The following is a 25,197-nucleotide window of genomic DNA, read 5'->3' as shown; positions in this document are numbered from 1 at the left end:
CATTATACGCCAGCCCTGCCAGGACTGTTATCTTTCCTGCGAAATATCCACGGGATCCACGCTGAGTGTAGAAGATTTGCGCAACAACGTTGTAAGGAAAGGTAGGGGAGATAAAAAAACCGCATCGAATGATGCGGTCATAAAGCATTAGGCTGGAGTGCTGATGCCGGCGAGTCGGTCAAAATAGTCCGGGAAGGTTTTCGCGGTGCATTTCGGATCGAGGATGGTTACAGGGGTATCAGACAGCGCCACCAGTGAGAAACACATTGCCATACGATGATCGTCATAGGTGGCAATTTCAGCGAACTTCAGCTGCGCCGGAGGCGTGACGGTGATGTAGTCTTCACCCTCTTCCACTTCTGCTCCAATCTTACGCAGCTCGGTAGCCATCGCTGCCAGACGGTCGGTCTCTTTGACGCGCCAGTTGTGAATGTTACGCAGTGTGGTAGTCCCTTTGGCGAACAGCGCCGCAGTCGCAATAGTCATGGCCGCGTCAGGTATATGGTTCATATCCATATCAATGGCGTTCAGCTCACCCCGCTCGCAGGCGATAAAGTCTTCACCCCAGGTTACCTTAGCACCCATTTTTTCCAGCACGTCAGCAAAGCGAATATCACCCTGTACGCTGTTGCGCCCAATGCCGGTCACTTTTACGATGCCGCCTTTGATGGCGCCCGCGGCCAGGAAGTAGGAGGCGGAGGAAGCATCGCCCTCGACCAGATAAGCACCAGGCGACTGGTAATGTTGGCCGCTGCGAATTACAAAGCTGCGATAATCACGGTTTTCGACGTCCACACCGAAGGTTTTCATCAGGTGCAGCGTGATATCGATATAAGGTTTAGATACCAGCTCACCTTTAATAGTGATTTCGGTATCAGCAGCCGCCAGCGGCGCGGTCATCAGCAGCGCGGTCAGGAACTGGCTTGAAACGCTACCGTCAACGGAAACTTGTCCACCAGCAAAACCACCGCGCAGGCGAAGCGGCGGATAATTTTCCTGCTCAAGATAATCAATCTGCGCGCCGCCCTGGCGCAGGGCATCGACAAGATGACCGATCGGGCGCTCTTTCATCCGCGGCTCGCCCGTCAGGACGATGTTATTGCTGCCGAGGCACAGCGCCGCCGCCAGCGGGCGCATTGCCGTTCCGGCATTGCCAAGGAACAGCTCCAGTTCGCCCGGAGCCTGCAAAGCGCCACCCATGCCGGTAACTTTGCAGCGGGTGCGATCGGCCGAAAGCGTATAGCTGACGCCCAGCGCGCTAAGCGCGTTAAGCATATGACGAACATCATCGCTATCAAGCAGGTTAGTCAGTTCCGTCGTGCCACGGGCAAGGGCTGCCAGCAGCAGAGCCCGGTTAGAGACGCTTTTTGAACCAGGAAGATTGATGGTGCCGTTAACCAGCGCGATGGGTTGTAACGTCAGGGATTCCAGCATGGGGAATGTACTCTCAAATCAAACAAAATAAACCCCGCGAGCGTCGCCCGCGGGGAGAAACACAACGCGCGCGGCTTAACCGTGGCGACGTTCGAAGTTAACCATAAAATCAGTCAGCACCTGTACGCCTTCCAGCGGCATTGCGTTATAGATTGACGCACGCATGCCGCCAACAACCCGGTGACCTTTCAGAGCATGCAAACCTGCTGCGAACGACTCTTCCAGGAAGAGTTTATCCAGCGCGCTGTCCGCCAGCTGGAATGGCACGTTCATGCGTGAACGGTTAGCGGGAGCCACATCGTTTCGGTAGAAGTCACTCTTATCGATAACGCCATACAGCAGGTCCGACTTCGCCTGGTTGATTTTGTCCATCGCGCTCACGCCGCCCTGCTCTTTCAGCCACTTGAATACCAGGCCGGAGAGATACCAGGCGAAGGTCGGTGGCGTATTAAACATCGAGTCATTTTCGTTGAGCACGGTGTAATCAATAATAGAAGGGCAGGCCTGATGGGCTTTACCCAGCAGATCTTCGCGGACGATAACGATAGTCAGGCCAGCGGGACCGATATTTTTCTGCGCGCCGGAATAGATCACGCCAAAACGGCTGATATCCAGAGGCTGGGAAAGAATAGTCGAAGAGAAGTCGGCGGTGACCACGGTATCGCCAAAGTCAGGCGTTTCGTGGATGGCTATGCCGTCAATGGTTTCATTCGGGCAGTAGTGCAGATAAGCGCTGTTGTCGGAAACCTGCCATTCGCTCATCGGCTTGATAGCGCGCAGGCCGTCAACGGTGGTTTTGGCATCGAATACGACCGGCGAGCAGTATTTTTGCGCTTCGTTAATTGCGCTGTGGGCCCAGTAGCCGCCGTCAATATAGTCGGCCGTTGTTTTATCACCCAGCAGATTTAACGGTAAGGCTGAAAACTGGCCGCGACCGCCGCCGTGGCAGAACAATACTTTATAGTTCGAGGGGATTTGCAGCAGATCGCGAAAATCCTGTTCGGCCTCTTCCGCGACCTGAATGAACTCTTTACTACGGTGGCTGATCTCCATAACGGAGGTGCCTAAACCATTCCAGTCACAGAGATCGCGCTGTGCACGGCGAAGCACTTCGGCCGGCAGCATTGCCGGGCCAGAACTAAAATTGTATACCTGAGCCATTTCCCCTCACCAACCTTTGAGCAATAAGTTTTATTACGTTATCGGTTTTATCATTCACTCGCGGAGGCTGCAACGGTTAATCAGGCAGCCGGGGAGAATGTGCGCCATATCACACAAAACAATTCACCATCCCGGCTGCAAAAAACCCTATTTTCCCCGTCAGGTCACACGCTTAGCGGTAGAGGCTTTTACCCACTGATGATGTTCGCAACGCGGACACTGCGATTTTTCACCAGCATTAAAGGTCACCACTTCACTGCAGCGAATGCAGGCGTAATCACCCTCTTCCGGCACTTCTTCAAAGCGTTCGTTGCAGGGCTCAGGCAGGATCGACAGGCCGGGCCTGACGAGATGATCGGGGAAGAAATAGACGCTTATCTGCCCGTTGGTTTCGAGAATTGCCAGCCGCACCTGGCCCAGGTGTTCCACGCCGTGCAGACGCAGTTCCATAAAGAATTCAAACTCCGTCATGTTCTGGGACTGCATTTTTTCCCACGCAAACTCGCCCTCTTCAATAATGACGGCAGGTTTACCTTCAAACAGGTTTTCAAGCTTTTCACTGTGGCTCATCAGCCACATGACCAGACGATAGAGGCAGGCGAGCGTGATAAAGACCACAAAGACCGGCAGCATCGGCACATCATGATAAAACGCCACATCGCCCGCCGCCGAGCCCAACGTCAGGATAATCAGCACTTCAAAAAGCGACATCTGCCGCACGCCGCGGCGGCCCGTGATTTTTAAAAACAGGAAAACAAGAATAAAGGTATAAACGCTGCGCACGGCGACTTCCCATAAGAAGTCCGGGGGCATTTCATCAAACGCCATACGCTGTAAATCAAATGTCTTCATTTTCTTCGCCATTACAGTCAGTTACTGACCATAAGCATAGCCTGTTATGCTAGCTTCGCCTGCAAGCGGCCTGGGATAGCCTCAGCCTGCTAAAACCCGTATCATTGCGCGCTTTGCGTACGACAAAAGTGAACCCCTGATGACCCAAACCTTTATTCCTGGCAAAGATGCCGCACTGGAAGATTCCATCGCTCGCTTCCAGAAGCAGCTTGCCGACCTCGGTTTTAATATTGAAGAGGCCTCCTGGCTGAATCCGGTGCCCAACGTCTGGTCCGTGCATATTCGTGATAAAGACAGCGCGTTGTGCTTTACCAACGGCAAGGGCGCGACCAAAAAAGCCGCTCTGGCTTCCGCGCTTGGCGAATACTTCGAGCGTCTGTCCACTAACTATTTCTTCGCAGACTTCTGGCTGGGTAAAACCATCGCTAACGGTCCGTTCGTGCATTACCCGAACGAAAAATGGTTTGCGATCCCGGAAGATGAGCAGCTGCCGGCAGGGATTCTCGACGATCGCCTGCGCGCGTTTTACGATCCTGAAAACGAACTGACCGCCAGTATGCTGATTGACCTTCAGTCGGGCAACGAAGAGCGTGGTATCTGCGCCCTGCCGTTCACTCGTCAGTCGGATCAGCATACTGTCTATGTTCCAATGAATATTATAGGCAACCTGTACGTCTCCAACGGCATGTCCGCTGGTAACACCGCCAACGAAGCGCGCGTTCAGGGCCTGTCAGAGGTGTTTGAGCGTCACATCAAAAACAAAATTATCGCCGAAAGCATCAGCCTGCCTGAAATCCCGCAGGAAGTGCTTGCTCGTTACCCAGGCGTTGTCGAGTCTATCGCCACGCTTGAAGCAGAAGGCTTTCCAATCTTTGCCTACGACGGCTCGCTCGGCGGTAAATATCCGGTGATTTGCGTCGTGTTGTTCAACCCGGCTAACGGCACCTGCTTCGCCTCTTTCGGCGCGCACCCGGACTTCGGCGTTGCGCTGGAGCGTACGGTGACCGAGCTGCTGCAGGGTCGTGGCCTGAAAGATCTGGACGTGTTTACCCCGCCGACCTTCGATGATGAAGAAGTCGCGGAGCATGCCAACCTTGAAACCCACTTCATCGACTCAAGTGGCCTGATCTCCTGGGATATGTTCAAGCAGGACGCAGATTATCCGTTCGTTGACTGGAGCTTCTCCGGCACCACGGAAGAAGAGTTCACTACGCTGATGGCCATCTTTGATGCGGAAGACCAGGAAGTTTATATCGCGGACTATCAGCATCTGGATGTTTACGCCTGCCGTATCATCGTGCCGGGCATGTCGGATATCTACCCGGCTGAAGACCTGCTGTTAGCCAATAACAATATGGGCTATCACCTGCGTGAAACTATTCTCGCCCTGCCGGGCAGCGAGTGGGAACAGCAGGACTATCTCAATCTGATTTCTCAGCTGGATGAAGAAGGCCACGATGACTTTACCCGCGTGCGCGAGCTGCTGGGTCTGGCAACAGGTAAAGATAACGGCTGGTATACGTTGCGCATCGGTGAACTGAAGGCGATGCTGGCGCTGGCCGGCGGCGACACCGAGCAGGCGCTGATCTGGACAGAGTGGACGATGGAGTTCAACGCCTCCATATTTAGTGCAGAACGGGCTAATTACTACCGCTGCCTGCAAACGCTTCTGCTGCTGGCCATGGAAGAGGAACGTGAACCGCTACAGTATCTGAACGCCTTCGTTCGTATGTACGGCGCAGAAACCGTTGAAGCGGCAAGCGCTGCGCTTTCCGGCGAAGCCGCCTTCTACGGTCTGCAGGCCGTGGACGACGATCTGCAAGCCTTCCCTGCCCATCAGGCACTGTTAGCGGCCTATGAAAAGCTGCAGCGTGCCAAGGCGCGTTTCTGGCAGGCCAGCTAGCAATCAGCCGTTTCGGGTGATTCGATCGCCCTCTCTACGCTATATTACGGGGCAATTTAATTGCCCCTTGTTTTTATTGCGGCGAAAATAATTCCATATGTAATCCGCGAGTTAAATAATGGTGACATAGTTAAAGATTAACCTATAAATTATGTTGCAATTATTTTGGAATACTCCGTTTTAATTAACCTTGAAAAGGAGCATGACCCGCTAAATTCAAATTACCGTATAATTATTAAAATTTATTTTCATAAATATAATCAAAAAGTTACCTTGAAAACAGGCTAATCACCTGCTTTTAATAGGCCTATAAGCTTGGCGAGATATGATCCATGTCAAATTTTACTCTATAATGCTTTGTTAGTATCTCCTCGCCGAATAAATAAGAGAGAGTTAGTGTGAAAACTGACAACCCTTTTGAAGTATTACTTCCTCCAGCCATGGCAAAAGTTGCCGAAGACGCTGGCGTCTATAAAGCAACAAAACATCCGCTGACTACGTTTTATTTAGCGATCACCGCTGGCGTATTCATCTCGATTGCCTTCGTTTTTTACATCACCGCCACTACCGGTACCGCGGGCGTCCCCTTTGGTATCGCAAAGCTGATTGGCGGCACATGCTTCTCTTTAGGTTTGATTCTTTGTGTTATTTGCGGAGCTGACCTCTTCACCTCCACAGTGCTGATTGTCGTCGCTAAGGCGAGCGGTCGTATTACGTGGGGACAGCTAGCCCGTAACTGGATAAATGTTTATATCGGTAACCTGATTGGCGCATTGCTGTTTGTGCTGCTTATCTGGCTGTCAGGTATGTATATGACCGCTAATGGGGCCTGGGGCATGAACGTGCTGCAGACCGCCGACCATAAAATGCACCACACGTTTATCGAAGCCGTGTGCCTCGGTATTCTTGCGAACCTGATGGTTTGTCTGGCGGTCTGGATGAGCTACTCCGGTCGCAGTTTAATGGACAAGATGTTTGCTATGATACTGCCGGTCGCCATGTTTGTTGCCAGCGGCTTTGAGCACAGTATCGCAAACATGTTCATGATCCCTATGGGTATCGTGGTACGTAACTTCGCAAGCCCGGAATTCTGGACCGCAGTCGGGTCGTCTCCGGACAATTTCTCGCATCTGACCATTATGAACTTCATCATCGATAACCTGATTCCGGTCACTATCGGGAACATCATCGGCGGTGGTTTGTTGGTTGGATTGACATACTGGGTAATTTATCTGCGCGGTGGCGACAAGCACTAAGTGCCGCTCATTACGCAGGGAATAAGAAATCCACATTAGAAGGTAGGTGTTAAATGTCCGAGCTTAATGAAAAGTTAGCCACAGCCTGGGAAGGTTTTGCCAAAGGCGACTGGCAGAATGAAGTAAACGTACGTGACTTCATTCAGAAAAACTACACTCCTTACGAGGGCGATGAGTCCTTCCTGGCAGGTGCGACTGACGCAACTACCAAGCTGTGGGACAACGTTATGGAAGGCGTTAAACAGGAAAACCGCACTCACGCGCCTGTTGACTTCGATACCGACCTCGCTTCAACCATCACTTCCCATGATGCTGGCTATATCAATAAGTCCCTCGAAACCATCGTGGGCCTGCAGACTGACGCGCCTCTCAAACGTGCCATCATTCCGTTTGGCGGCATCAAAATGGTTGAAGGTTCTTGTAAAGTATACGGTCGTGAACTCGACCCAATGCTTAAGAAGATCTTCACCGAATACCGTAAAACGCACAACCAGGGCGTGTTTGATGTTTACACCAAAGACATCCTGAACTGCCGTAAATCAGGTGTTATCACCGGTCTGCCAGATGCGTATGGCCGTGGTCGTATCATCGGTGACTACCGTCGCGTTGCGCTATACGGCATCGACTTCCTGATGAAAGACAAATTCGCTCAGTTCAACTCACTGCAGACCAAGCTGGAAAACGGTGAAGATCTGGAAGCGACTATCCGTCTGCGTGAAGAGATCTCCGAACAGCACCGTGCGCTGGGTCAGATCAAAGAAATGGCGGCTAAATATGGCTGCGATATCTCTGGTCCTGCGACTAACGCACAGGAAGCTATTCAGTGGACTTACTTCGGCTACCTGGCTGCGGTTAAATCTCAGAACGGCGCTGCAATGTCCTTCGGTCGCGTATCTACCTTCCTGGATGCCTACATCGAGCGTGACCTGAAAGCAGGCAAAATCACCGAAACTGACGCTCAGGAGATGATTGACCACCTGGTCATGAAACTACGTATGGTTCGCTTCCTGCGTACCCCTGAGTACGATGAGCTGTTCTCCGGTGACCCAATCTGGGCAACTGAATCTATCGCCGGGATGGGCGTTGATGGCCGTACTCTGGTCACCAAATCCAGCTTCCGCTTCCTGAACACCCTGTACACCATGGGGCCGTCTCCGGAGCCGAACATCACCATCCTGTGGTCTGAAAAACTGCCGCTGAACTTCAAAAAATACGCGGCTAAAGTCTCCATCGATACCTCTTCTCTGCAGTACGAGAATGACGATCTGATGCGTCCTGACTTCAACAACGATGACTACGCTATCGCTTGCTGCGTAAGCCCAATGGTTGTTGGTAAGCAAATGCAGTTCTTCGGTGCTCGTGCGAACCTGGCGAAAACCATGCTGTATGCCATCAATGGCGGCATTGATGAAAAACTGAAAATGCAGGTTGGTCCTAAAGAAGCGCCAATCACTGCAGAAGTGCTGGACTACGATAACGTGCTGGACCGCCTGGACCACTTCATGGACTGGCTGGCTAAGCAGTACGTCACCGCGCTGAACATCATTCACTACATGCATGATAAGTACAGCTACGAAGCGTCTCTGATGGCTCTTCATGACCGTGACGTTGTTCGCACCATGGCTTGTGGTATCGCGGGTCTTTCCGTTGCTGCTGACTCCCTGTCCGCAATCAAATACGCGAAAGTTAAACCAATTCGTGACGAAGATGGTCTGGCGACCGACTTCGAAATCGAAGGTGAATACCCAATGTTCGGTAACAACGATCCTCGCGTAGATGACATCGCTGTTGACCTGGTAGAACGTTTCATGAAGAAAATTCAGAAGCTGACTACTTACCGTAACGCTATCCCGACTCAGTCTGTTCTGACCATCACCTCTAACGTGGTTTATGGTAAGAAAACCGGTAACACCCCAGATGGCCGTCGCGCAGGTACTCCGTTCGGTCCAGGTGCTAACCCAATGCACGGTCGTGACCAGAAAGGTGCCGTTGCCTCTCTGACCTCCGTTGCTAAACTGCCGTTTGCCTACGCGAAAGATGGTATCTCTTATACCTTCTCCATCGTGCCAAACGCGCTGGGTAAAGACGACGAAGTGCGTAAAACAAACCTCGCGGGTCTGATGGATGGTTACTTCCACCACGAAGCGTCCATCGAAGGTGGTCAGCACCTGAACGTGAACGTGATGAACCGTGAAATGCTGCTGGACGCAATGGAACATCCTGAGAAATATCCTCAGCTGACCATCCGCGTATCCGGTTACGCCGTACGTTTTAACTCCCTGACTAAAGAACAGCAGCAGGACGTTATTACCCGTACCTTCACCCAAACCATGTAATACCCGGTTTGTCTGAAAAGGCGTAGAATAAAGGCTCCACTTCGGTGGGGCCTTTTCTTATGTCAGAGCCAGTTTTGCAGGATAACTGCTAGATAACTTTTAATTTTGTACCCTAAATAATTTAATTTGCAGTTAGGCGGCAAGGGAGTAAATCCCCGGAGCTTACTAAAATAAGTGGCTGGGGTGAGGGAGTGCAGCCAACCCCCCTGCAAGTTGAAGTATGACGGGTATCCTGCAAAACTGATTCGACGCGGCATTCTGGACATAGACCGCGCTCAACCTGACGGAGGCAGCAGCATCCGTCAATACTGGAGAAAACACCGCAATGTCAGTAATTGGCCGAATTCATTCCTTTGAATCATGCGGTACCGTGGATGGCCCCGGTATTCGTTTTATCACCTTCTTTCAGGGCTGCCTGATGCGCTGCCTGTACTGCCATAACCGTGATACCTGGGATACGCACGGCGGCAACGAAATCACCGTGGAAGAGCTCATGAAAGAGGTGGTGACCTATCGCCACTTTATGAATGCTTCCGGCGGCGGCGTGACCGCCTCCGGCGGCGAAGCCATTTTGCAGGCCGAGTTTGTGCGCGACTGGTTCCGCGCCTGCCACAAAGAAGGTATTCACACCTGCCTCGACACCAACGGTTTTGTTCGCCGCTACGATCCGGTGATTGATGAACTGCTGGAAGTGACCGATCTTGTGATGCTCGATTTAAAACAGATGAACGATGAGATCCACCAGAATCTGGTTGGCGTCTCTAACCACCGCACCCTCGAATTTGCTAAATATCTGTCGAAGAAAGACATCAACGTCTGGATCCGCTACGTGGTTGTGCCGGGCTGGTCCGACGATGATGATTCCGCGCACCGCCTGGGCGAATTCACCCGCGATATGGGCAACGTCGAGAAAATCGAACTGCTGCCGTATCACGAACTGGGCAAGCACAAGTGGGTCGCGATGGGCGAAGAGTACAAGCTGGATGGCGTACACCCGCCGAAGAAAGAGACCATGGAGCGCGTGAAAAGCATTCTCGAACAATACGGTCACAAAGTTATGTATTAAAAAATGGCCCTCAATGTAATGAGGGCCATTTTCACATCTGCACTAAGCCATTCAGGCGTGCGCCACCGGCGTTGGGTGCTGCCCTGCTTTACGCAGCAGCATCAGCAAATAAACAAACGCGACGCCCGCAATCATCACAAACAGCAGATCGTCCGAGTAACTCTGCATCAGCATCGCAGTAAGCGTAGGCCCCAGCAGGCTGCCAATGGTGTAGCTCAGCAGCAGCGCCTGGTTCATTGCCACCAGCTGATGGTGCTCTACTTTCTCACATGCCCAGGCCATGGCCACAGGGTAAAGCGTGAAGCCAGCCGCGCCGAGGACAAACAGCACCGGCCCCATCGCAGCCCCGGTAAGCATTGCCAGGCAGCCAAGAATAATAACGAATACCTGCACGCGTAAAACAAGCAGGCGACCATAGCGATCGGCCAGGCGCCCTACCGGCCATTGCCCAACAATTCCCGCGCTGACCATCACCGCCATCCAGAAGCCGATGCCGGAATCGCTGACGCCCTGGTGGTTGAGGTAGAGCGGCATCAGGCCATACAGCGAGCCCAGAACGATACCGGAGATAATGCAGCCGTTGACCCCAAGGCGTGCGTGACGCAGGCGCAGCATTGGCCACACGGGAGTTGACTCCTGATTCTCACTGCGGTCATTTACGATGCGAGTGAACAGCAGAGGCAGAATGGCGGCCAGAATCATGCCGGTGACCCACGGCAGCACGCTGACGATATCCGTTGGCATCTTGCTGACCATCAGTTGGCCCAGCACGGTACCCACATAATAAACCATCATGTAAGCAGCCAGCAGGCGACCACGGTTGCGCGAAGTCCCGCTGCACATCAGCGCGCTTTCCACCACCACCCAAATCATCGCGCAGCCAACCCCGGCAACGAAGCGCCACATCATCCAGCTCCAGAAGCCGACCATCAGGCCCAGCCCGACGCAGCCAACGGCAAAAATCAGCGAGGCCAGATGATAGCTGCGGTTAAAGCCGTAGCGCTTAATTAACCAGCCGGTGACCAGCGTACCCAGCAGATTGCCGGTAAAATAGGACGAGCCAACCATACCCACCTGCCAGGTTGGCAGGTGTTCGTGGGCAAGCCATAGCGGCACCAGCGTATTTAAAACCGCTATGGCCAGGGTCAACAGCATCAGGCCACAGAGCAAAAGCATCACTGGCCGGGTATAGGTGGACATGTAAAAACCGCGAGGAAGAGAAGAAATTTGTGCGCATAATGCCACCGGCAAAACTATTGTCAATCCAGTGCTGACGGGGCCTGTGGCGAAATCAGGTCTGTCGATTTGTAAAACTAATCCTCCCGACGACCCTGCCGCTAAGCTAAATTGCTATCCCGCTGTTTTTGATGGGATCATGCAAAATAAAACGCAGCGGATCGGATGAAAAATTTCATGGTAAACGACAGGATATTTTCTTATTCGAAAGGCTTAACAGGTGCCGGAAATAAAAAACGCGCCCGCAGGCGCGCTAATTAATTAAGCCGAAATTAACTGGCAATAGCCATGCCTACCGTCATATGCAGACCGTAGAACACGCCGCGACCGATCAGCTCACCCGCCACCACCAGCACAAAGGCTAGTGTCAGCAGACCCACGTTAGGCTGACGTCCCTTAAGCTGCGGCACTATCCAGCAAACCAGCGCTACCACCAGCAGGGCGAGGCGCCAGGACATCAGCGTGCCGTACTGAGGGATCAGCGCAGAGGCCTGCTGAATCGAGCTTTGAATCATTGCCAGCTCCATACCCTGCAAAAGCACGACAACGGTGCTGACGATCAGTCCAGCTAGCGTGATTACCGGCAGCAAACGCATGCCCCAGCCCGTTACGCCCGCCGCACGGAGCAGCAGATAGCCCAGCAGCGGGCCGCCGATAAACATCGTCAGGAAGAAACTCAGCGGCGTATAAACGCTGTACCACGTTGGCACGGTGTCAATGAGGTACACGCGGCACATCATCCAGACGAAGAAGACGCCCAGCACCATCGTGAGGATCATCCACAGCTTCCCTAACCCCGCGTGCATTTTGCCCATCACGGTAATAAGCCACCAGAAGCCACCGATGGCGAAGAACACCGAGCCGCTTGCAATTTCGTTGCTAAGCGCAGAGGCGCCAATGCGGTTAAGGGAGTTAAAGGCGCGCAACGGTGAGCCAAGATGGAGAATGGAAGCGATGAACCCAATTCCCATAAGCACCCAGAGTACGATCATTGCCCACTGCACCCGCTTTTGCTGAGCGCGCTCGTCAACGCCGTTCAGCAGTGCAAGCGCCATGACGATAAACCCACCCGCTACGCACTGGCCGAGCACCGTAAAAATCATCAGCGGCCATTCATGCCATCCGTTACCCATCTCAGACCTCCTTCGGGTTGGCCAGATAGCCGGTTTTATCCCCGCAGGGGCGGCCGTTGGCGTTAGGTTTAATGACGATATTCGGTTTGGTGAAGTGCGCGGACGGCAGCGGCGCAATGGCAGCCTGTTCGCCGTGCTTTTTACGCAGCTCGTCGATTGGTGCCATATCCAGCGCGCGCAGCGGGCAGGACTCGACGCAGATCGGCTTTTTGCCGTCGGCGATGCGGTCGTAGCAGCCGTCGCACTTGGTCATGTGACCTTTCTCAGCGTTGTACTGCGGCGCGCCGTAAGGGCAGGCCATGTGGCAGTAGCGGCAGCCGATGCACACATCTTCGTTAACCACCACAAAACCATCTTCGCGCTTGTGCATTGCACCGCTCGGGCAAACCTTGGTGCAGGCCGGGTCTTCGCAATGGTTACAGGCTATCGACAGGTAATAGGCGAAGACATTCTGATGATAAACACCGTTATCCTCCTGCCAGTCGCCGCCCGCGTATTCATAAATGCGGCGGAAGCTGACGTCCGGGCCTAAATTTTTGTAGTCTTTGCAGGCCAGCTCGCAGGTTTTGCAGCCGGTGCAGCGACTTGAGTCAATGTAAAATCCGTACTGGGTTGTCATCAGCTACTCCTTACGCCTTCTCGACCTGAACCAGGTTGCTGTGGGATGGGTTACCTTTCGCCAGCGGAGACGGACGTTGGGTGGTTAACACGTTGATACTGCCCGCATGGTCAATTTTATTTGCATCCGGGTTGTACCAGGCCCCTTCCCCCAGCGCGACAACGCCAGGAACGATACGAGGAGTGACTTTGGCATTAATGCGTACTTCGCCGCGGCCATTAAAAATCCGCACAACATCGCCGTTGGCGATGCCGCGCTTCTGCGCGTCGATTGGGTTAATCCACATTTCCTGACGGCATGCGGCCTTCAGCACATCAACGTTGCCATAGGTGGAGTGAGCACGCGCTTTGTAGTGGAAGCCCGTCAGCTGCAGCGGCCATTTTTCGGCAAGCGGATCGCCGTAGTTTTCGAACCCAGAGCTGTAAACCGGCAGCGGATCGATAACGTCGCCTTCCGGCAGTTGCCAGGTCGCGGCGATTTCTGCAAGCTGGGCCGAGTAGATTTCGATTTTGCCAGACGGTGTTGTCAGCGGGTTGGCCGCCGGGTCTTCACGGAACGCTTTGTACGCCACGTGATGCCCTTCCGGATCGCGCTGCTTGTAGATGCCCTGCTGCTGGAATTCCTCGAAGCTCGGCAGGTCTGGAATCGCTTCCTGAGACTGCTTGTACAGGTGGCGCATCCAGCCTTCCTGAGTCCGGCCTTCGGTGAACTGCTGCTCAACGCCCAGGCGTTTAGCAAGCTCGGTGGTCATCTCGTAGATGGTTTTGCATTCGAAGCGGGGCTTGATGGCCTGCCCGGCAAAAATCACGTAGGACATGTTGCCGCAGGAGGCATCCAGGCAGAAGTCCATCTGCTCAGACGCGGTGCAGTCTGGCAGCAGGATGTCGGCATACTTAGCCGAGGAGGTCATGTGGTTATCGATAACCACAATCATCTCGCACTTCTTTTCGTCCTGCAGGATATCGTGGGTACGGTTGATTTCGGAGTGCTGGTTAATCAGGCAGTTGCTGGCGTAGTTCCAGACCATCTTGATTGGTACGTCGAGCTTGTCCTTACCGCGCACGCCGTCACGGGTGGCGGTCATTTCCGGGCCGCGCTCAATAGCATCTGTCCACATGAACATGGAGATGCTGGTCTGCACCGGATTTTCAAGCGTTGGCATGCGCACGAACGGCAGACTATAAGATCCTTCACGCGCGCCACTGTTGCCGCCGTTAATCCCCACGTTACCGGTCAGAATAGAGAGCATTGCAATAGCCCGGGAAACCAGCTCGCCGTTTGAGTGACGCTGCGGCCCCCAGCCCTGGCTGATAAACGCAGGTTTCGTACTGCCGATTTCACGGGCTAGCTTAATGATGCGATCGACCGGAATACCGGTGATCTGCGAAGCCCACTCCGGCGTTTTCGCTATGCCATCTTCTCCCTGGCCCAGGATGTAAGCTTTATAGTGCCCGTTAGCAGGCGCACCCGCTGGCATCGTCTTTTCGTCATAGCCAACGCAGTATTTATCGAGGAACGGCTGATCGACCAGATTTTCAGTAATCATCACCCACGCCAGCGCTGAAATCAGCGCCGCATCGGTGCCCGGACGAATCGGGATCCATTCATCTTCGCGGCCTGCGCCGGTGTCGGTATAGCGCGGATCGATGATGATCATACGGGCGTTAGATTTTTCGCGAGCCTGCTCAAGGTAGTAAGTCACCCCGCCGCCGCTCATACGCGTTTCGCCTGGGTTATTCCCAAAGAGCACAACCAGCTTGCTGTTCTCAATGTCTGAAGGGCTGTTGCCGTCCGCCCAACCACCGTAGGTATAGTTCAGGCCTGCGGCAATTTGCGCGGTAGAGTAGTCGCCGTAGTGGTTGAGATAACCGCCTACGCAGTTCATCATGCGGGCGATTAGCGAGGAGCCTGGCGGCCAGGAGCGGGTCATCGTGCCACCCAGCGTGCCGGTGCCGTAGTTCAGGTAAATCGCTTCGTTGCCGTACTCTTTGATAATGCCCTTCATGCTGGCGGCGATAGTATCAAAGGCTTCTTCCCAGCTGATGCGCTCGAACTTCCCTTCCCCGCGAGCGCCTACGCGCTTCATCGGGTACTTAAGACGGTCAGCATTATAGACGCGACGGCGCATGGAGCGGCCACGCAGGCAGGCGCGCACCTGGTGCAGCCCTTCGTAATCGTCATCGCCGGTGTTGTCGGTTTCCACGTATTTAATTTCACCATCTACCACGTGCATGCGCAGCGGGCAGCGGCTACCGCAGTTGACCGTACAGGCGCTCCACACTACTTTTTCGTTGCCGCTAACGGTGCCGGCAGGAGTCTGTGCGAAAGCCATACGGGAGAACGGTAATGTGAAGGCGCTGCTCGCCGCAGCCAGCCCACCGATAGCCGTGGTTGTCACCAGCTTACGGCGGCTTACCTCTGCCGCGAGGATCGCGTTAGGGGTTTTATCAGTCATGATGACCTACTTTGTTTGCTCACGTTTAAAATAAGCTGTCAGCACAACCGCAGGATCAACGGCCCGCGGCTCCATTGCAGCCAAAGAGAGAAAGTAAGCGTCGGTGAAATTAGCGTTATGCTGATTAGCCTGTCGCGTCACGTCATGTAAATCACGGCGGCCAAATGATAAGTTTCTTGAATAAATAATTATGAAATCATCACCCACTTTCTGGCGACAATGATACTTCCTTAGGGGTAGGCGTTATTGTCTCGCGTCAAAGAAGGCGGATAATCTGCTGGGTTGGGATTGTTTCGCGCATAAAAAAAGCGCCCTGAGGCGCTTTTTACATTCAACCCATAGTTGAGTTGAATAATTAACCAATATAGTCGAGCCCGTTCATGTACGGACGCAGCGCTGCCGGTACTTCGATGCGGCCATCTGCCTGCTGGTAGTTTTCCAGCACGGCAACCAGCGTACGGCCTACGGCCAGGCCGGAACCGTTCAGTGTGTGCACCAGACGGGTTTTCTTGTCGGCCTTGCTGCGGCAGCGTGCCTGCAGGCGGCGCGCCTGGAAATCCCAGCAGTTAGAGATAGAAGAGATTTCGCGGTAGGTGTCCTGCGCCGGAAGCCAGACTTCCAGATCGTAAGTTTTGCGAGCGCCAAAACCGATATCGCCGCTGCACAGCAGGACTTTACGATAAGGCAGACCCAGCAGCTGCAGCACTTTCTCAGCGTGACCGGTCATCTCTTCCAGCGCGTCCATAGAATCTTCCGGACGAACAATCTGTACCATCTCAACTTTGTCGAACTGGTGCTGACGGATCAAACCACGGGTGTCACGACCGTAAGAACCCGCCTCGGAACGGAAACACGGCGTATGCGCGGTTAGCTTCATCGGCAGAGAATCTTCGTCGATGATTTCGTCGCGCATCAGGTTGGTCAGCGGGACTTCTGCGGTTGGGATCAGCGCATAGTTGCTGGCATCAGCTTCTTCTTCCAGCGGACGGGTATGGAACAGATCGCCGCCGAACTTCGGCAGCTGGCCTGTGCCGTACAGCGTGTCCTGGTTTACAAGGTACGGTACGTAGTTTTCAATATAGCCGTGCTGTTCGGTGTGCAGGTCGAGCATGAACTGGCTCAGAGCACGGTGCATACGGGCAATTTGCCCTTGCATCACAACAAAGCGAGAGCCGGTCAGCTTAACGGCAGCAGCGAAATCCAGGCCTTTAGCCATCTCGCCCAGCGTTACGTGGTCGCGCACTTCGAAATCGAATTTACGCGGCTCGCCCCAGCGGCTGATTTCAACGTTTTCGCTGTCGTCTTTGCCCAGCGGTACGCAGTCGTCCGGAATGTTTGGCAGCGTCAGCGCAATATTACGGATCTCCGCCAGCAGCTCGTCGAGCTCGGCCTTCGCAGCGTCCAGCTCTTCACCCAGCTTGTTCACTTCCAGACGCAGCGGCTCGATGTCTTCCCCACGCGCTTTCGCCTGGCCGATGGATTTCGATCGCGAGTTACGTTCAGCCTGCAGGTTTTCTGTATTGACCTGCAGCACTTTACGACGCTCTTCTAAGGAGCGCAGCGTTTCTACATCCAGCTTGAAGCCTCGGCGTGCCAGTTTTTCAGCGACTGCGTCTGGCTCTGTACGCAGCAGATTGGGATCGAGCATGCTTATCCTGTGCTTATCGAATTAAATGAAGGGGATGCGGTCACAGCCTGCAACCGCACTGATAGTCTTGCTAACCTTACCGCAACGACTGCATTAGCGGTAGCGTTTTGTGGGGCTTTTCTGATCCTGTTCAGCAAGCCAGGCGAGCTTTTCACCTATCTTGCCCTCAAGACCTCTGTTTGTCGGGGAATAATAGCGTGTTTGTGCCATTTCCTCCGGGAAGAAGACTTCACCCGCGGCGTAGGCGTTGGGTTCGTCATGGGCGTAGCGATACTCCTGCCCGTAACCCATCTCTTTCATCAGCCTGGTTGGTGCATTGCGCAGATGAACCGGCACGTCGTAATCCGGACGCTCGCGGGCATCTGCCATCGCGGCTTTAAAGGCGGTATAAACGGCGTTACTTTTCGGCGCGCAGGCCAGGTAAACGATAGCCTGGGCAATGGCGCGTTCCCCTTCTGCCGGGCCAACGCGTGTAAAGCAATCCCAGGCTGATATGGCTACCTGCATGCCGCGCGGATCCGCATTGCCCACGTCTTCCGAAGCAATGGCGAGTAAACGACGCGCAACGTACAGCGGATCGCCACCAGCGGTGATAATCCTCGCATACCAGTAAAGTGCTGCATCCGGCGCTGAGCCACGCACTGACTTATGCAGCGCGGAAATCAGGTCATAAAAGCGGTCGCCTTTATTATCAAAACGGGCGCTGCGTTCACCGGCAATCTCAGTGAGCAGCGTGGTCTGCAAAACTCGTTTGCCTTTGGCGTCCGTTTCCGCCATGTCCGCCATCATTTCCAGCGTGTTCAGGGCACGACGAGCATCGCCGTTTACCAGCTCAGCGATGGCTTTACGGGTTTCATCAGGTAAGACCAGGTCAGTCTGCTTACCGTAGCCGCGATCGCTGTCTTTCATTGCCTGATCCAGCACCTGTTCGATATCGTCCACGGTAAGGGATTTCAGCAGATACACACGGGCGCGGGACAGCAGCGCCGAGTTCAGCTCGAAAGAGGGGTTTTCGGTGGTGGCACCGATGAAAGTGATGGTGCCATCTTCAATGTGCGGCAGAAATGCATCCTGCTGGCCTTTATTGAAGCGGTGGACTTCATCCACAAACAGAATAGTGCGGCGGCCTGCGTTGCGGTTCTGGCGGGCTCGTTCTATAGCTTCGCGGATCTCTTTCACGCCCGAGGTAACCGCTGAAATCCGTTCTATGTCGGCATTCGCATAGCGACCAATCACTTCCGCAAGCGTGGTTTTACCGGTGCCGGGTGGCCCCCATAAAATCATTGAATGCAGGTGCCCTGCTTCAATCGCCCGCGGCAGTGGTTTGCCAGGGGCCAGCAGGTGCTGCTGGCCGATGTACTGCGCCAGGTTCTCTGGCCGCATACGGGCGGCCAGAGGCTGGAAGGTGTTATCAGAAAAATCGAGCGACAGATTGCCCACTCAGACCTCTACTTACGCTGGTCGTCCACCGTTACGTCTTTTGGCGGGGTGAACGTAAACTTGCTCATGTCCACCGCACCGTTCTGCTGGGTTTTGAGCGCGTAGCTGCTGCGCTGCTCGTCCTGCTCTACCGCGCTGAACTGGTGGATGATTCCGTCACGCCCTACGTTGATGGTGAACTGCTTGAGGTTACCGGCGCTGGTTTTCGGCGTCAGCACAAAGTCATCACCATTTTGCTTGATGTTGTATTGCTGCCAGTCGCTGGTCTGGTTACGTGCGATCAGCATAAATGGCGTGTTGCTGGTGGCGTCTTTCAGCCAGGTCGCGCTGACCTGCTCAACAAACGGGTTGTAGAACCATAAGGTTTTGCCGTCGGACACAAGTATGCTTTCGTCCGGCTGGGTCATGTGCCAGTTAAACAGATTCGGACGCTTAACCCACAGGTCACCCTGGCCTTCCTGCACCGCAGCACCGCTGCCGTCGGTGACTTTCTGGGTGAAGCTGGCGTGGAAGCTGCTGACTTTATCCAGGCGCCCTTTCAGGTCACCTGCGGCATCTGCCCAAACGCTGGTTGCGGCAAAAGTAGTTAACAAAGCACAGGCAATGGCGATCTTTTTCATTATTATTCCTCTGTATTCAGTAGCCCCCGCGCGACGGCGCGGCGGCGCTTCTGCTGTCCACTCTAGTGCAGAGCGAAAGCGGAACAACAGAAGAAAAAGCTGATTTTCCGGCAATTTACCCTTCTTTGCATAAAAGCCGCAGCCACGGCTTTTATGCAGGTCACTACTCAAACGGCGGCGGTGCAAGCACTTCGCGGTTACCGTTATGCCCCTGCGGACTCACGATACCCTGCGCTTCCATTTGTTCAACGATGCGCGCCGCGCGGTTATAGCCGATACGGAACTGGCGCTGAACGCCAGAAATTGACGCTTTGCGTTTTTCAACGACAAAGGCCACGGCCTGGTCAAACAGCGGATCCAGCTCTTCATCGCCGTCAAGACCGCCACCCGCTCCGCCTTCACCCTCGCTATCGGAGGTGATGCCGGAAATATATTGCGGACGACCGCGCGCTTTCCAGTCCTGTACCACCGCATGAACTTCCTGATCGCGCACAAAAGCGCCGTGCACACGTACAGGCGTGGTGGAGTTAGGGCCGGAATAAAGCATATCACCCATGCCTAGCAGTGATTCCGCGCCGCCCTGATCCAGGATGGTACGGGAGTCGATCTTGCTCGATACGGTAAAGGCGATACGCGTCGGGATGTTCGCTTTTATCAGGCCGGTGATAACGTCAACGGATGGGCGCTGGGTAGCAAGCACAAGGTGGATCCCCGCCGCACGCGCCTTCTGCGCCAGGCGAGCAATCAGCTCTTCGACTTTTTTACCCACGGTCATCATCAGGTCGGCGAATTCATCCACCAGCACCACGATATACGGCAGTTTTTCAAGCATTGGATGCGTGACGTCCATGCTGTCGCCCGGTTTCCAGAACGGATCCGGAATTGGACGCCCCATGCGTTCGGCTTCCAGCACGCGTTCGTTATAGCCTGCAAGATTACGCACGCCGAGCGCGGACATTAATTTGTAGCGGCGTTCCATCTCATTGACGCTCCAGCGCAGGGCGTTGGCGGCGTCTTTCATGTCGGTAACCACTTCGGTCAACAGGTGAGGAATGCCTTCATAGACCGACAGCTCAAGCATTTTCGGGTCGATCATGATGAACTTAACTTCTTCCGGTGTCGCCTTGTAGAGAATGCTGAGGATCATCGCATTCACGCCCACGGACTTACCGGAACCGGTTGTACCCGCCACCAGCAGGTGAGGCATTTTCGCCAGGTCGGCTACCACGGATTCCCCCCCGATGTCTTTACCCAGCACAACGGTCAGCGGAGAAGTGCTATCGCGGAATTTCGCGCAGTCGAGCACTTCACGCAGATAAACCGTCTGGCGCTTTTTATTTGGTAATTCCAGGCCAACATACGGCTTGCCCGGAATAACCTCTACTACGCGCACGGCGACGGTCGAGAGCGAACGTGCAAGGTCACGGGACAGGTTAGAGATACGCGCCGCCTTGACGCCAGGGGCTAAATCCAGTTCGAAACGGGTGATAACCGGGCCCGGAGAGTAGTCCACGACGTCCGCTTTAATGCGGTAATCCGCCAGGCGGGCTTCCACCAGGCGCGCCATTTGCTCAAGCGCGAAGGTATCAATCGGCTCAACCTCTTCAGGTGGAGAGGTAAGCAGATCCAGCGACGGCAGCGGCGTGGTCGGTTTTTGTAATGGACGATCGTCACCGTTACGCATCAGGAACGGGTGAATCAAACTTTCCTGTGGCTGTGGCGCGACGGGCTGCTGCGGCTGGTAAGCAGGCTGCGCATTGGCGGCCTGATACTGCTGCTGGGCCGGTTGCTGACCATAACCCTGCGGGGAAGCTGGCTGAACCGGGGTCGGTTCTTCGATTACGCTCGGGGTAAACAGCGGCTCGCTTGGGCCATCGTCCACCAGGACTTTCATTGGTGAGAAGTCGAAATCATCCAGCGAGAACGGTGCATTTGCAGGCGCAGGTACCTGCTCGTAACGCTGCTGTTGCTGAGCTGCAAACTGGCGTGCCAGCTCTGCCTGCTCAGCGGCATCTTCGTCTTCCTGAGAAGACTGCTCCGCTTCGTATTCCTGACCGTAACGCTGCTGTTGCTGAGCGGAGAACTGGCGGGCCAGCTCATGCTGTTCCTGCTCGGCGGCGTTATCATCCTCGTAGTCGTCGTAGCCACCGTTCTGGCGACGCTCTTCTTCACGCGCGGCCTGCTCTTCTGCCATACGCTGGGACGGAAGCTTAATGCCATAAGAGGCCAGCTCACGACGCGTTGGGACACGGACACGATTAGGACGCGGAAGCTGCGGACCTATCCCCTCTTTCACCTGCGTACGCGGTGCATCGCTGGCGATACCGAATACCGGCGTAAATGCAGCAGCCGTGGCGGCAACCTTCGCCGCTTCCTGAACAACAGGCGCAACAGAAGTAACATCTGGTGTAGGAATAGCCGGGATGCCCTGCTGTATTGACGGGCTAGCAGAAGGTGCAGCTGATATTGCTGCCTGCGCTACCGTGTGCTCGTACGGATCGGGCTTAGGTTCATGAACCGGCTGATACCATGCCGCAAGCTGTTCGCGTTCACGAGCGCGCTGGGCCTCCACTTCTTCGAAATGGTAAAGCGGCGGGCGCGACGGCTTAGCTTCTTCTACCGGTTCAGGCTGATACTGCGGCTCGGCTTCTGGCGCAGCAGGCGCTGACCAGTGGCTGGTCACCTCCTGCGGGAGCTGCTGTTCCGCCTGCGGGGATGCGGCATAGCTTTCCGGTGCCGGTGCAATAACGGGCTCCGGGGTCATCGTTGTTGGCGCTGGCTCCCAGGCAATGGACGGAGAGGTCCCCGTCTCCGGAGAAGGCGTCTGTACCGCCGGCATTGGTGCCGTAGGCACTGCCGGGCCAGCATAGGCCTGGTTAGCCATTGTCGCGGCGGCTGCGGCAGCCACAGGCTCGGCAATGGAGTAGCCGCTCAATAACGGGTCGTATTCTTCGTTTTCTGGCAGCGTCGCTTTATTGCCGGAAAATAAGACGTCATTCGCGTCGGCTTCAACGCCACGGGCGCAGAACAACACGTCGTCTTCATCATCCATGCGTTTGCCGGAGAACAGCGCAGCGTCTGTTTTACGCGCGTTAGGATTAGCAAACTTTTCCGATATACGCTGCTTGCGGGCTAAAGCGCCACGCAGGATACGGGCACGACGAGACTCACGCTTCTCCATTGCTGGCTCGTGTTCTTCGTCAGGCTCTGCTGGCTCTTCGTCGTAGTCGTATTCCTCGTCCTGCCAGGTGTTGTCCCTACGGGTGCGATTGCTGGCAAAAGTCAGTACGGCAAGCACGGCGCTACCGATTTTTTCAGCGATACCTACCCACGACCAGCCGGTGAACAGCGTCAGACCCGCGGCCCAGACACACAACAGCGCGATAGTGCCGCCGCTGCTGTTGAGCAGTGGCATCATCGCCGTACTCAGCAGGCTGCCAATCACGCCGCCGGAGGCGAAGTACCAGATATCATCGGCGTTAATAGAGGCAAGACCGCAGGAGGTCAGCACCATGGCCAGCACGCCAATCAGGCGCAGCGAAACGGCAAAATAGTCGATGTAATCTTCGCTGCCTCTTTGCTGCCACGTGAACCAACAGCCGCCGATGATGATCACCGGGATGGTGTAGGCCATGACGCCAAAGATGAACAGCAGGGTATCCGCAAGCCATGCACCTGGCGCCCCACCCAAATTATGGATAGGTTCATGCCAAGCCGTTTGTGACCAGCTCGGATCTGACGGGTTAAAACTCAGTAATGCAGCCATCAGGTAGACAGCGAAAATGGCAACAAGGATCAGCAATGCCTCGAGTAAACGGCGCCCGCTGCTGAGCTTCCTCAATGTAACTTCTTTATCTTCAGTATATTCCTGGCTCAAGTAAGACTCTCCAGGTCCTTAACTTTCATGGAAAACAACAGTGCCGGGACAATCCCGGCACTGAAGCTGTATGGATTACCAGGAGTGTAACCAAAATACGCCGATTTTGCACCTGGCCCGTGTTAACGGGTCTTAATAACCAGACGATTACTCTGTTTGACCTCTTCCATGACCACATAGGTACGGGTGTCATTAACGCCCGGCAGTCTTAACAGGGTTTCGCCTAATAATTTGCGATAGGCCGACATATCCGGTACACGGGTCTTCAACAGATAGTCGAAATCGCCGGATACCAGGTGACACTCTTGAATTTCTTCGAGTTTCTGCACGGCGGAGTTAAATTGCTCGAACACGTCCGGTGCGCCACGATTCAGAGTAATCTCAACAAATACCAGAAGTGATGCATCCAGATAATGCGGGTTTAACAGCGCCGTATAGCCCTGAATAAAACCCTGGCGTTCCAAACGACGCACGCGCTCGAGGCACGGGGTCGGTGAAAGCCCAACACGCTTAGAAAGCTCTACGTTTGAAATTCGCCCGTCTTTTTGCAGTTCGTTGAGAATATTGCGATCGATGCGGTCGAGATCTTTGCCAGGGCGCTTCTTGCTATCTACCATTATTATTGTCTCTCTCTATTCCTTCCATCACCTGCCATAACCCTGGTAACGTCACTGTTCCGGGAGTACGTGAGAAGACCGGTGCCAGCTGGCTGCTATCGATATCACGCATGGCGTCTGTCCACACCATGCGTAGATTTCAATTGCCCGGTTAATGCATCAGGTATGCGTGATGATATTGTGTCATCACACCAAATGTTTTTCCTTCCTCGAATGTTTTCGCAAATGCTTAGCGGATTGTCAAAGCAAAACATCTAAATTTAGTGGAACGTGCCAGTTATTACCGCTACTTGACGATTATTCATCACTTTACCTCCGTGACTACTCTTCCTAAGAAAGTGAGTATTTATGCGGTTTTAGCGCTATTTCACCGGGTTGATTGCCTATGGCTATTACACATATTGTTAACACTGTTCACCCTGAGGGCCCTGGCACCTTTTTTTAACGCGCCAAATTCCCTACAATCCCCCGATTGTCAGCAAACGTTCAATGAGGAACTCATGAGCACAGCTAAACACAGTAAGTTGCTTATTCTGGGCTCCGGCCCTGCGGGCTATACCGCAGCGGTCTACGCGGCTCGCGCTAACCTTAATCCGGTTCTGATCACCGGCATGGAAAAAGGTGGGCAGCTCACCACCACGACCGAAGTGGAAAACTGGCCGGGTGACCCGCACGACTTGACGGGGCCGCTGTTGATGGAGCGCATGCACGAGCACGCGACGAAATTCGAGACCGAAATCCTGATCGACCACATTAATAAGGTTGATTTACAGACCCGCCCGTTCCGCCTGACCGGCGACAGCGGCGAGTACACCTGTGATGCGTTAATCATCGCAACTGGTGCTTCCGCTCGCTACCTGGGTCTGCCATCAGAAGAAGCGTTTAAAGGCCGCGGCGTTTCAGCCTGCGCAACCTGCGACGGCTTCTTCTACCGCAACCAGAAAGTGGCGGTCATTGGCGGAGGCAACACCGCAGTGGAAGAAGCGCTGTACCTGGCGAATATCGCCTCAGAAGTGCACCTCATCCACCGCCGCGATACATTCCGTGCGGAAAAAATCTTAATTAATCGTCTAATGGAGAAAGTGAAGAACGGCAACATCGTTCTGCACACCAACAAAACGCTTGATGAAGTGACCGGTGACCAGATGGGCGTTAGCGGCCTGCGTCTGCGCGATGCGCATAACAGCGACCAGACTGAAGAGCTGGAAGTAGCGGGTCTGTTTGTTGCAATCGGCCACAGCCCGAATACGGCGATTTTTGCCGGTCAGCTGGAGCTGGAAAACGGCTACATTAAAGTGCAGTCCGGCATCCACGGCAACGCGACGCAGACCAGTATCCCCGGCGTCTTCGCAGCCGGTGACGTCATGGATCACATTTACCGTCAGGCAATTACCTCTGCTGGCACGGGCTGTATGGCCGCGCTGGACGCCGAGCGTTATCTGGACGGCCTGGCCGAACAAAAGTAGTGAGTATTACGGTGGACGTTCTCCGGGTCGTCCACCGCCTGCCCCGCCGACGAGCATCACTCTTCTTGCCCCTACGTT

At 54.5% G+C, this 25,197-nt stretch carries 17 protein-coding genes; 5 read left to right on the top strand and 12 right to left on the bottom strand.

All coding sequences use genetic code 11. The annotated features are described in order from the left end of the window. Nucleotides 1-147: 147 nt before the first annotated feature. The 3 genes from aroA to ACA108_07625 all read right to left on the bottom strand — a co-directional run bounded on the left by aroA (nt 148) and on the right by ACA108_07625 (nt 3,447). Nucleotides 148-1,431 (bottom strand): 3-phosphoshikimate 1-carboxyvinyltransferase, encoded by a 1,284-nt coding sequence (gene aroA, locus ACA108_07635; protein XEX98047.1) that lies wholly within the window; start codon nt 1,429-1,431, stop codon nt 148-150. A gap of 78 nt (nt 1,432-1,509) precedes the next feature. Beyond that, a complete protein-coding gene (serC, locus tag ACA108_07630) occupies nt 1,510-2,595 on the bottom strand; it encodes a 3-phosphoserine/phosphohydroxythreonine transaminase (GenBank protein XEX97365.1) in 1,086 nt (361 codons plus the stop codon). Nucleotides 2,596-2,754: 159 nt separating this feature from the next. Then, nucleotides 2,755-3,447 carry a DUF421 domain-containing protein gene (locus tag ACA108_07625; GenBank protein XEX97364.1) on the bottom strand — a complete coding sequence of 231 codons (693 nt, stop codon included), beginning with the start codon at nt 3,445-3,447 and terminating at the stop codon, nt 2,755-2,757. A gap of 139 nt (nt 3,448-3,586) precedes the next feature. Here ACA108_07625 and ycaO point away from each other — a divergent pair, with 139 nt between their 5' ends. The 4 genes from ycaO to pflA all read left to right on the top strand — a co-directional run bounded on the left by ycaO (nt 3,587) and on the right by pflA (nt 10,008). Then, nucleotides 3,587-5,350: a 30S ribosomal protein S12 methylthiotransferase accessory factor YcaO gene (ycaO, locus tag ACA108_07620; protein XEX97363.1), complete on the top strand. Its 1,764-nt coding sequence runs from the start codon at nt 3,587-3,589 to the stop codon at nt 5,348-5,350. 398 nt (nt 5,351-5,748) lie between these two features. Next, nucleotides 5,749-6,606: a formate transporter FocA gene (focA, locus tag ACA108_07615; GenBank protein XEX97362.1), complete on the top strand. Its 858-nt coding sequence runs from the start codon at nt 5,749-5,751 to the stop codon at nt 6,604-6,606. A 53-nt stretch (nt 6,607-6,659) separates the two neighbouring features. Next, nucleotides 6,660-8,942: a formate C-acetyltransferase gene (pflB, locus tag ACA108_07610; protein XEX97361.1), complete on the top strand. Its 2,283-nt coding sequence runs from the start codon at nt 6,660-6,662 to the stop codon at nt 8,940-8,942. A gap of 325 nt (nt 8,943-9,267) precedes the next feature. After that, nucleotides 9,268-10,008, top strand: a complete 741-nt coding sequence (gene pflA, locus ACA108_07605; protein ID XEX97360.1) for a pyruvate formate lyase 1-activating protein — start codon at nt 9,268-9,270, stop codon at nt 10,006-10,008. Nucleotides 10,009-10,059: 51 nt separating this feature from the next. Here the strand turns inward: pflA and ACA108_07600 are convergent, their stop codons facing one another. From ACA108_07600 to lrp, 9 genes are all read right to left on the bottom strand, one after another. After that, entirely contained in the window at nt 10,060-11,208 is a 1,149-nt protein-coding gene (locus ACA108_07600; protein XEX97359.1) for an MFS transporter, read from the bottom strand. A gap of 308 nt (nt 11,209-11,516) precedes the next feature. Then, complete coding sequence (locus ACA108_07595; protein XEX97358.1) at nt 11,517-12,377, bottom strand: dimethyl sulfoxide reductase anchor subunit family protein; 861 nt, start codon at nt 12,375-12,377, stop codon at nt 11,517-11,519. Nucleotide 12,378: 1 nt separating this feature from the next. Beyond that, nucleotides 12,379-12,996 (bottom strand): DMSO/selenate family reductase complex B subunit, encoded by a 618-nt coding sequence (locus ACA108_07590; protein ID XEX97357.1) that lies wholly within the window; start codon nt 12,994-12,996, stop codon nt 12,379-12,381. 10 nt (nt 12,997-13,006) lie between these two features. Next, complete coding sequence (dmsA, locus tag ACA108_07585; protein XEX97356.1) at nt 13,007-15,451, bottom strand: dimethylsulfoxide reductase subunit A; 2,445 nt, start codon at nt 15,449-15,451, stop codon at nt 13,007-13,009. A gap of 355 nt (nt 15,452-15,806) precedes the next feature. After that, the gene (serS, locus tag ACA108_07580; protein ID XEX97355.1) at nt 15,807-17,099 is read right to left on the bottom strand and encodes a serine--tRNA ligase; all 1,293 of its coding nucleotides are present in this window, start codon (nt 17,097-17,099) and stop codon (nt 15,807-15,809) included. Between the two features lie 93 nt (nt 17,100-17,192). Continuing rightward, on the bottom strand, nt 17,193-18,539 hold the full coding sequence (locus ACA108_07575; protein XEX97354.1) for a replication-associated recombination protein A: 1,347 nt from the start codon (nt 18,537-18,539) through the stop codon (nt 17,193-17,195). Between the two features lie 8 nt (nt 18,540-18,547). Further along, on the bottom strand, nt 18,548-19,159 hold the full coding sequence (lolA, locus tag ACA108_07570; GenBank protein XEX97353.1) for an outer membrane lipoprotein chaperone LolA: 612 nt from the start codon (nt 19,157-19,159) through the stop codon (nt 18,548-18,550). A 163-nt stretch (nt 19,160-19,322) separates the two neighbouring features. Next, nucleotides 19,323-23,036 (bottom strand): DNA translocase FtsK 4TM domain-containing protein, encoded by a 3,714-nt coding sequence (locus ACA108_07565; GenBank protein ID XEX97352.1) that lies wholly within the window; start codon nt 23,034-23,036, stop codon nt 19,323-19,325. 122 nt (nt 23,037-23,158) lie between these two features. Further along, nucleotides 23,159-23,653, bottom strand: a complete 495-nt coding sequence (lrp, locus tag ACA108_07560; protein XEX97351.1) for a leucine-responsive transcriptional regulator Lrp — start codon at nt 23,651-23,653, stop codon at nt 23,159-23,161. A gap of 500 nt (nt 23,654-24,153) precedes the next feature. Between lrp and trxB the strand changes: the two genes are divergently transcribed. Beyond that, nucleotides 24,154-25,119 (top strand): thioredoxin-disulfide reductase, encoded by a 966-nt coding sequence (gene trxB, locus ACA108_07555; GenBank protein ID XEX97350.1) that lies wholly within the window; start codon nt 24,154-24,156, stop codon nt 25,117-25,119. Nucleotides 25,120-25,197: the final 78 nt, after the last annotated feature.

Origin of the sequence: Dryocola sp. LX212, assembly GCA_041504365.1 — a bacterium.
Taxonomy (GTDB): Bacteria; Pseudomonadota; Gammaproteobacteria; order Enterobacterales; family Enterobacteriaceae; genus Dryocola.
The sequence above is the reverse complement of the archived record's forward strand: the minus strand, read 5'-3'. Positions and strand labels throughout refer to the sequence as shown.

Excerpts from the sequence above, each read along its gene's own strand:
- serC (XEX97365.1), bottom strand. The coding sequence starts at position 2,595 with ATGGCTCAGGTATACAATTTTAGTTCTGGCCCGGCAATGCTGCCGGCC.
- ACA108_07625 (XEX97364.1), bottom strand. The coding sequence starts at position 3,447 with ATGAAGACATTTGATTTACAGCGTATGGCGTTTGATGAAATGCCCCCG.
- ycaO (XEX97363.1), top strand. The coding sequence starts at position 3,587 with ATGACCCAAACCTTTATTCCTGGCAAAGATGCCGCACTGGAAGATTCC.
- pflB (XEX97361.1), top strand. The coding sequence starts at position 6,660 with ATGTCCGAGCTTAATGAAAAGTTAGCCACAGCCTGGGAAGGTTTTGCC.
- pflA (XEX97360.1), top strand. The coding sequence starts at position 9,268 with ATGTCAGTAATTGGCCGAATTCATTCCTTTGAATCATGCGGTACCGTG.
- ACA108_07600 (XEX97359.1), bottom strand. The coding sequence starts at position 11,208 with ATGTCCACCTATACCCGGCCAGTGATGCTTTTGCTCTGTGGCCTGATG.
- ACA108_07595 (XEX97358.1), bottom strand. The coding sequence starts at position 12,377 with ATGGGTAACGGATGGCATGAATGGCCGCTGATGATTTTTACGGTGCTC.
- ACA108_07590 (XEX97357.1), bottom strand. The coding sequence starts at position 12,996 with ATGACAACCCAGTACGGATTTTACATTGACTCAAGTCGCTGCACCGGC.
- dmsA (XEX97356.1), bottom strand. The coding sequence starts at position 15,451 with ATGACTGATAAAACCCCTAACGCGATCCTCGCGGCAGAGGTAAGCCGC.
- serS (XEX97355.1), bottom strand. The coding sequence starts at position 17,099 with ATGCTCGATCCCAATCTGCTGCGTACAGAGCCAGACGCAGTCGCTGAA.
- lolA (XEX97353.1), bottom strand. The coding sequence starts at position 19,159 with ATGAAAAAGATCGCCATTGCCTGTGCTTTGTTAACTACTTTTGCCGCA.
- lrp (XEX97351.1), bottom strand. The coding sequence starts at position 23,653 with ATGGTAGATAGCAAGAAGCGCCCTGGCAAAGATCTCGACCGCATCGAT.
- trxB (XEX97350.1), top strand. The coding sequence starts at position 24,154 with ATGAGCACAGCTAAACACAGTAAGTTGCTTATTCTGGGCTCCGGCCCT.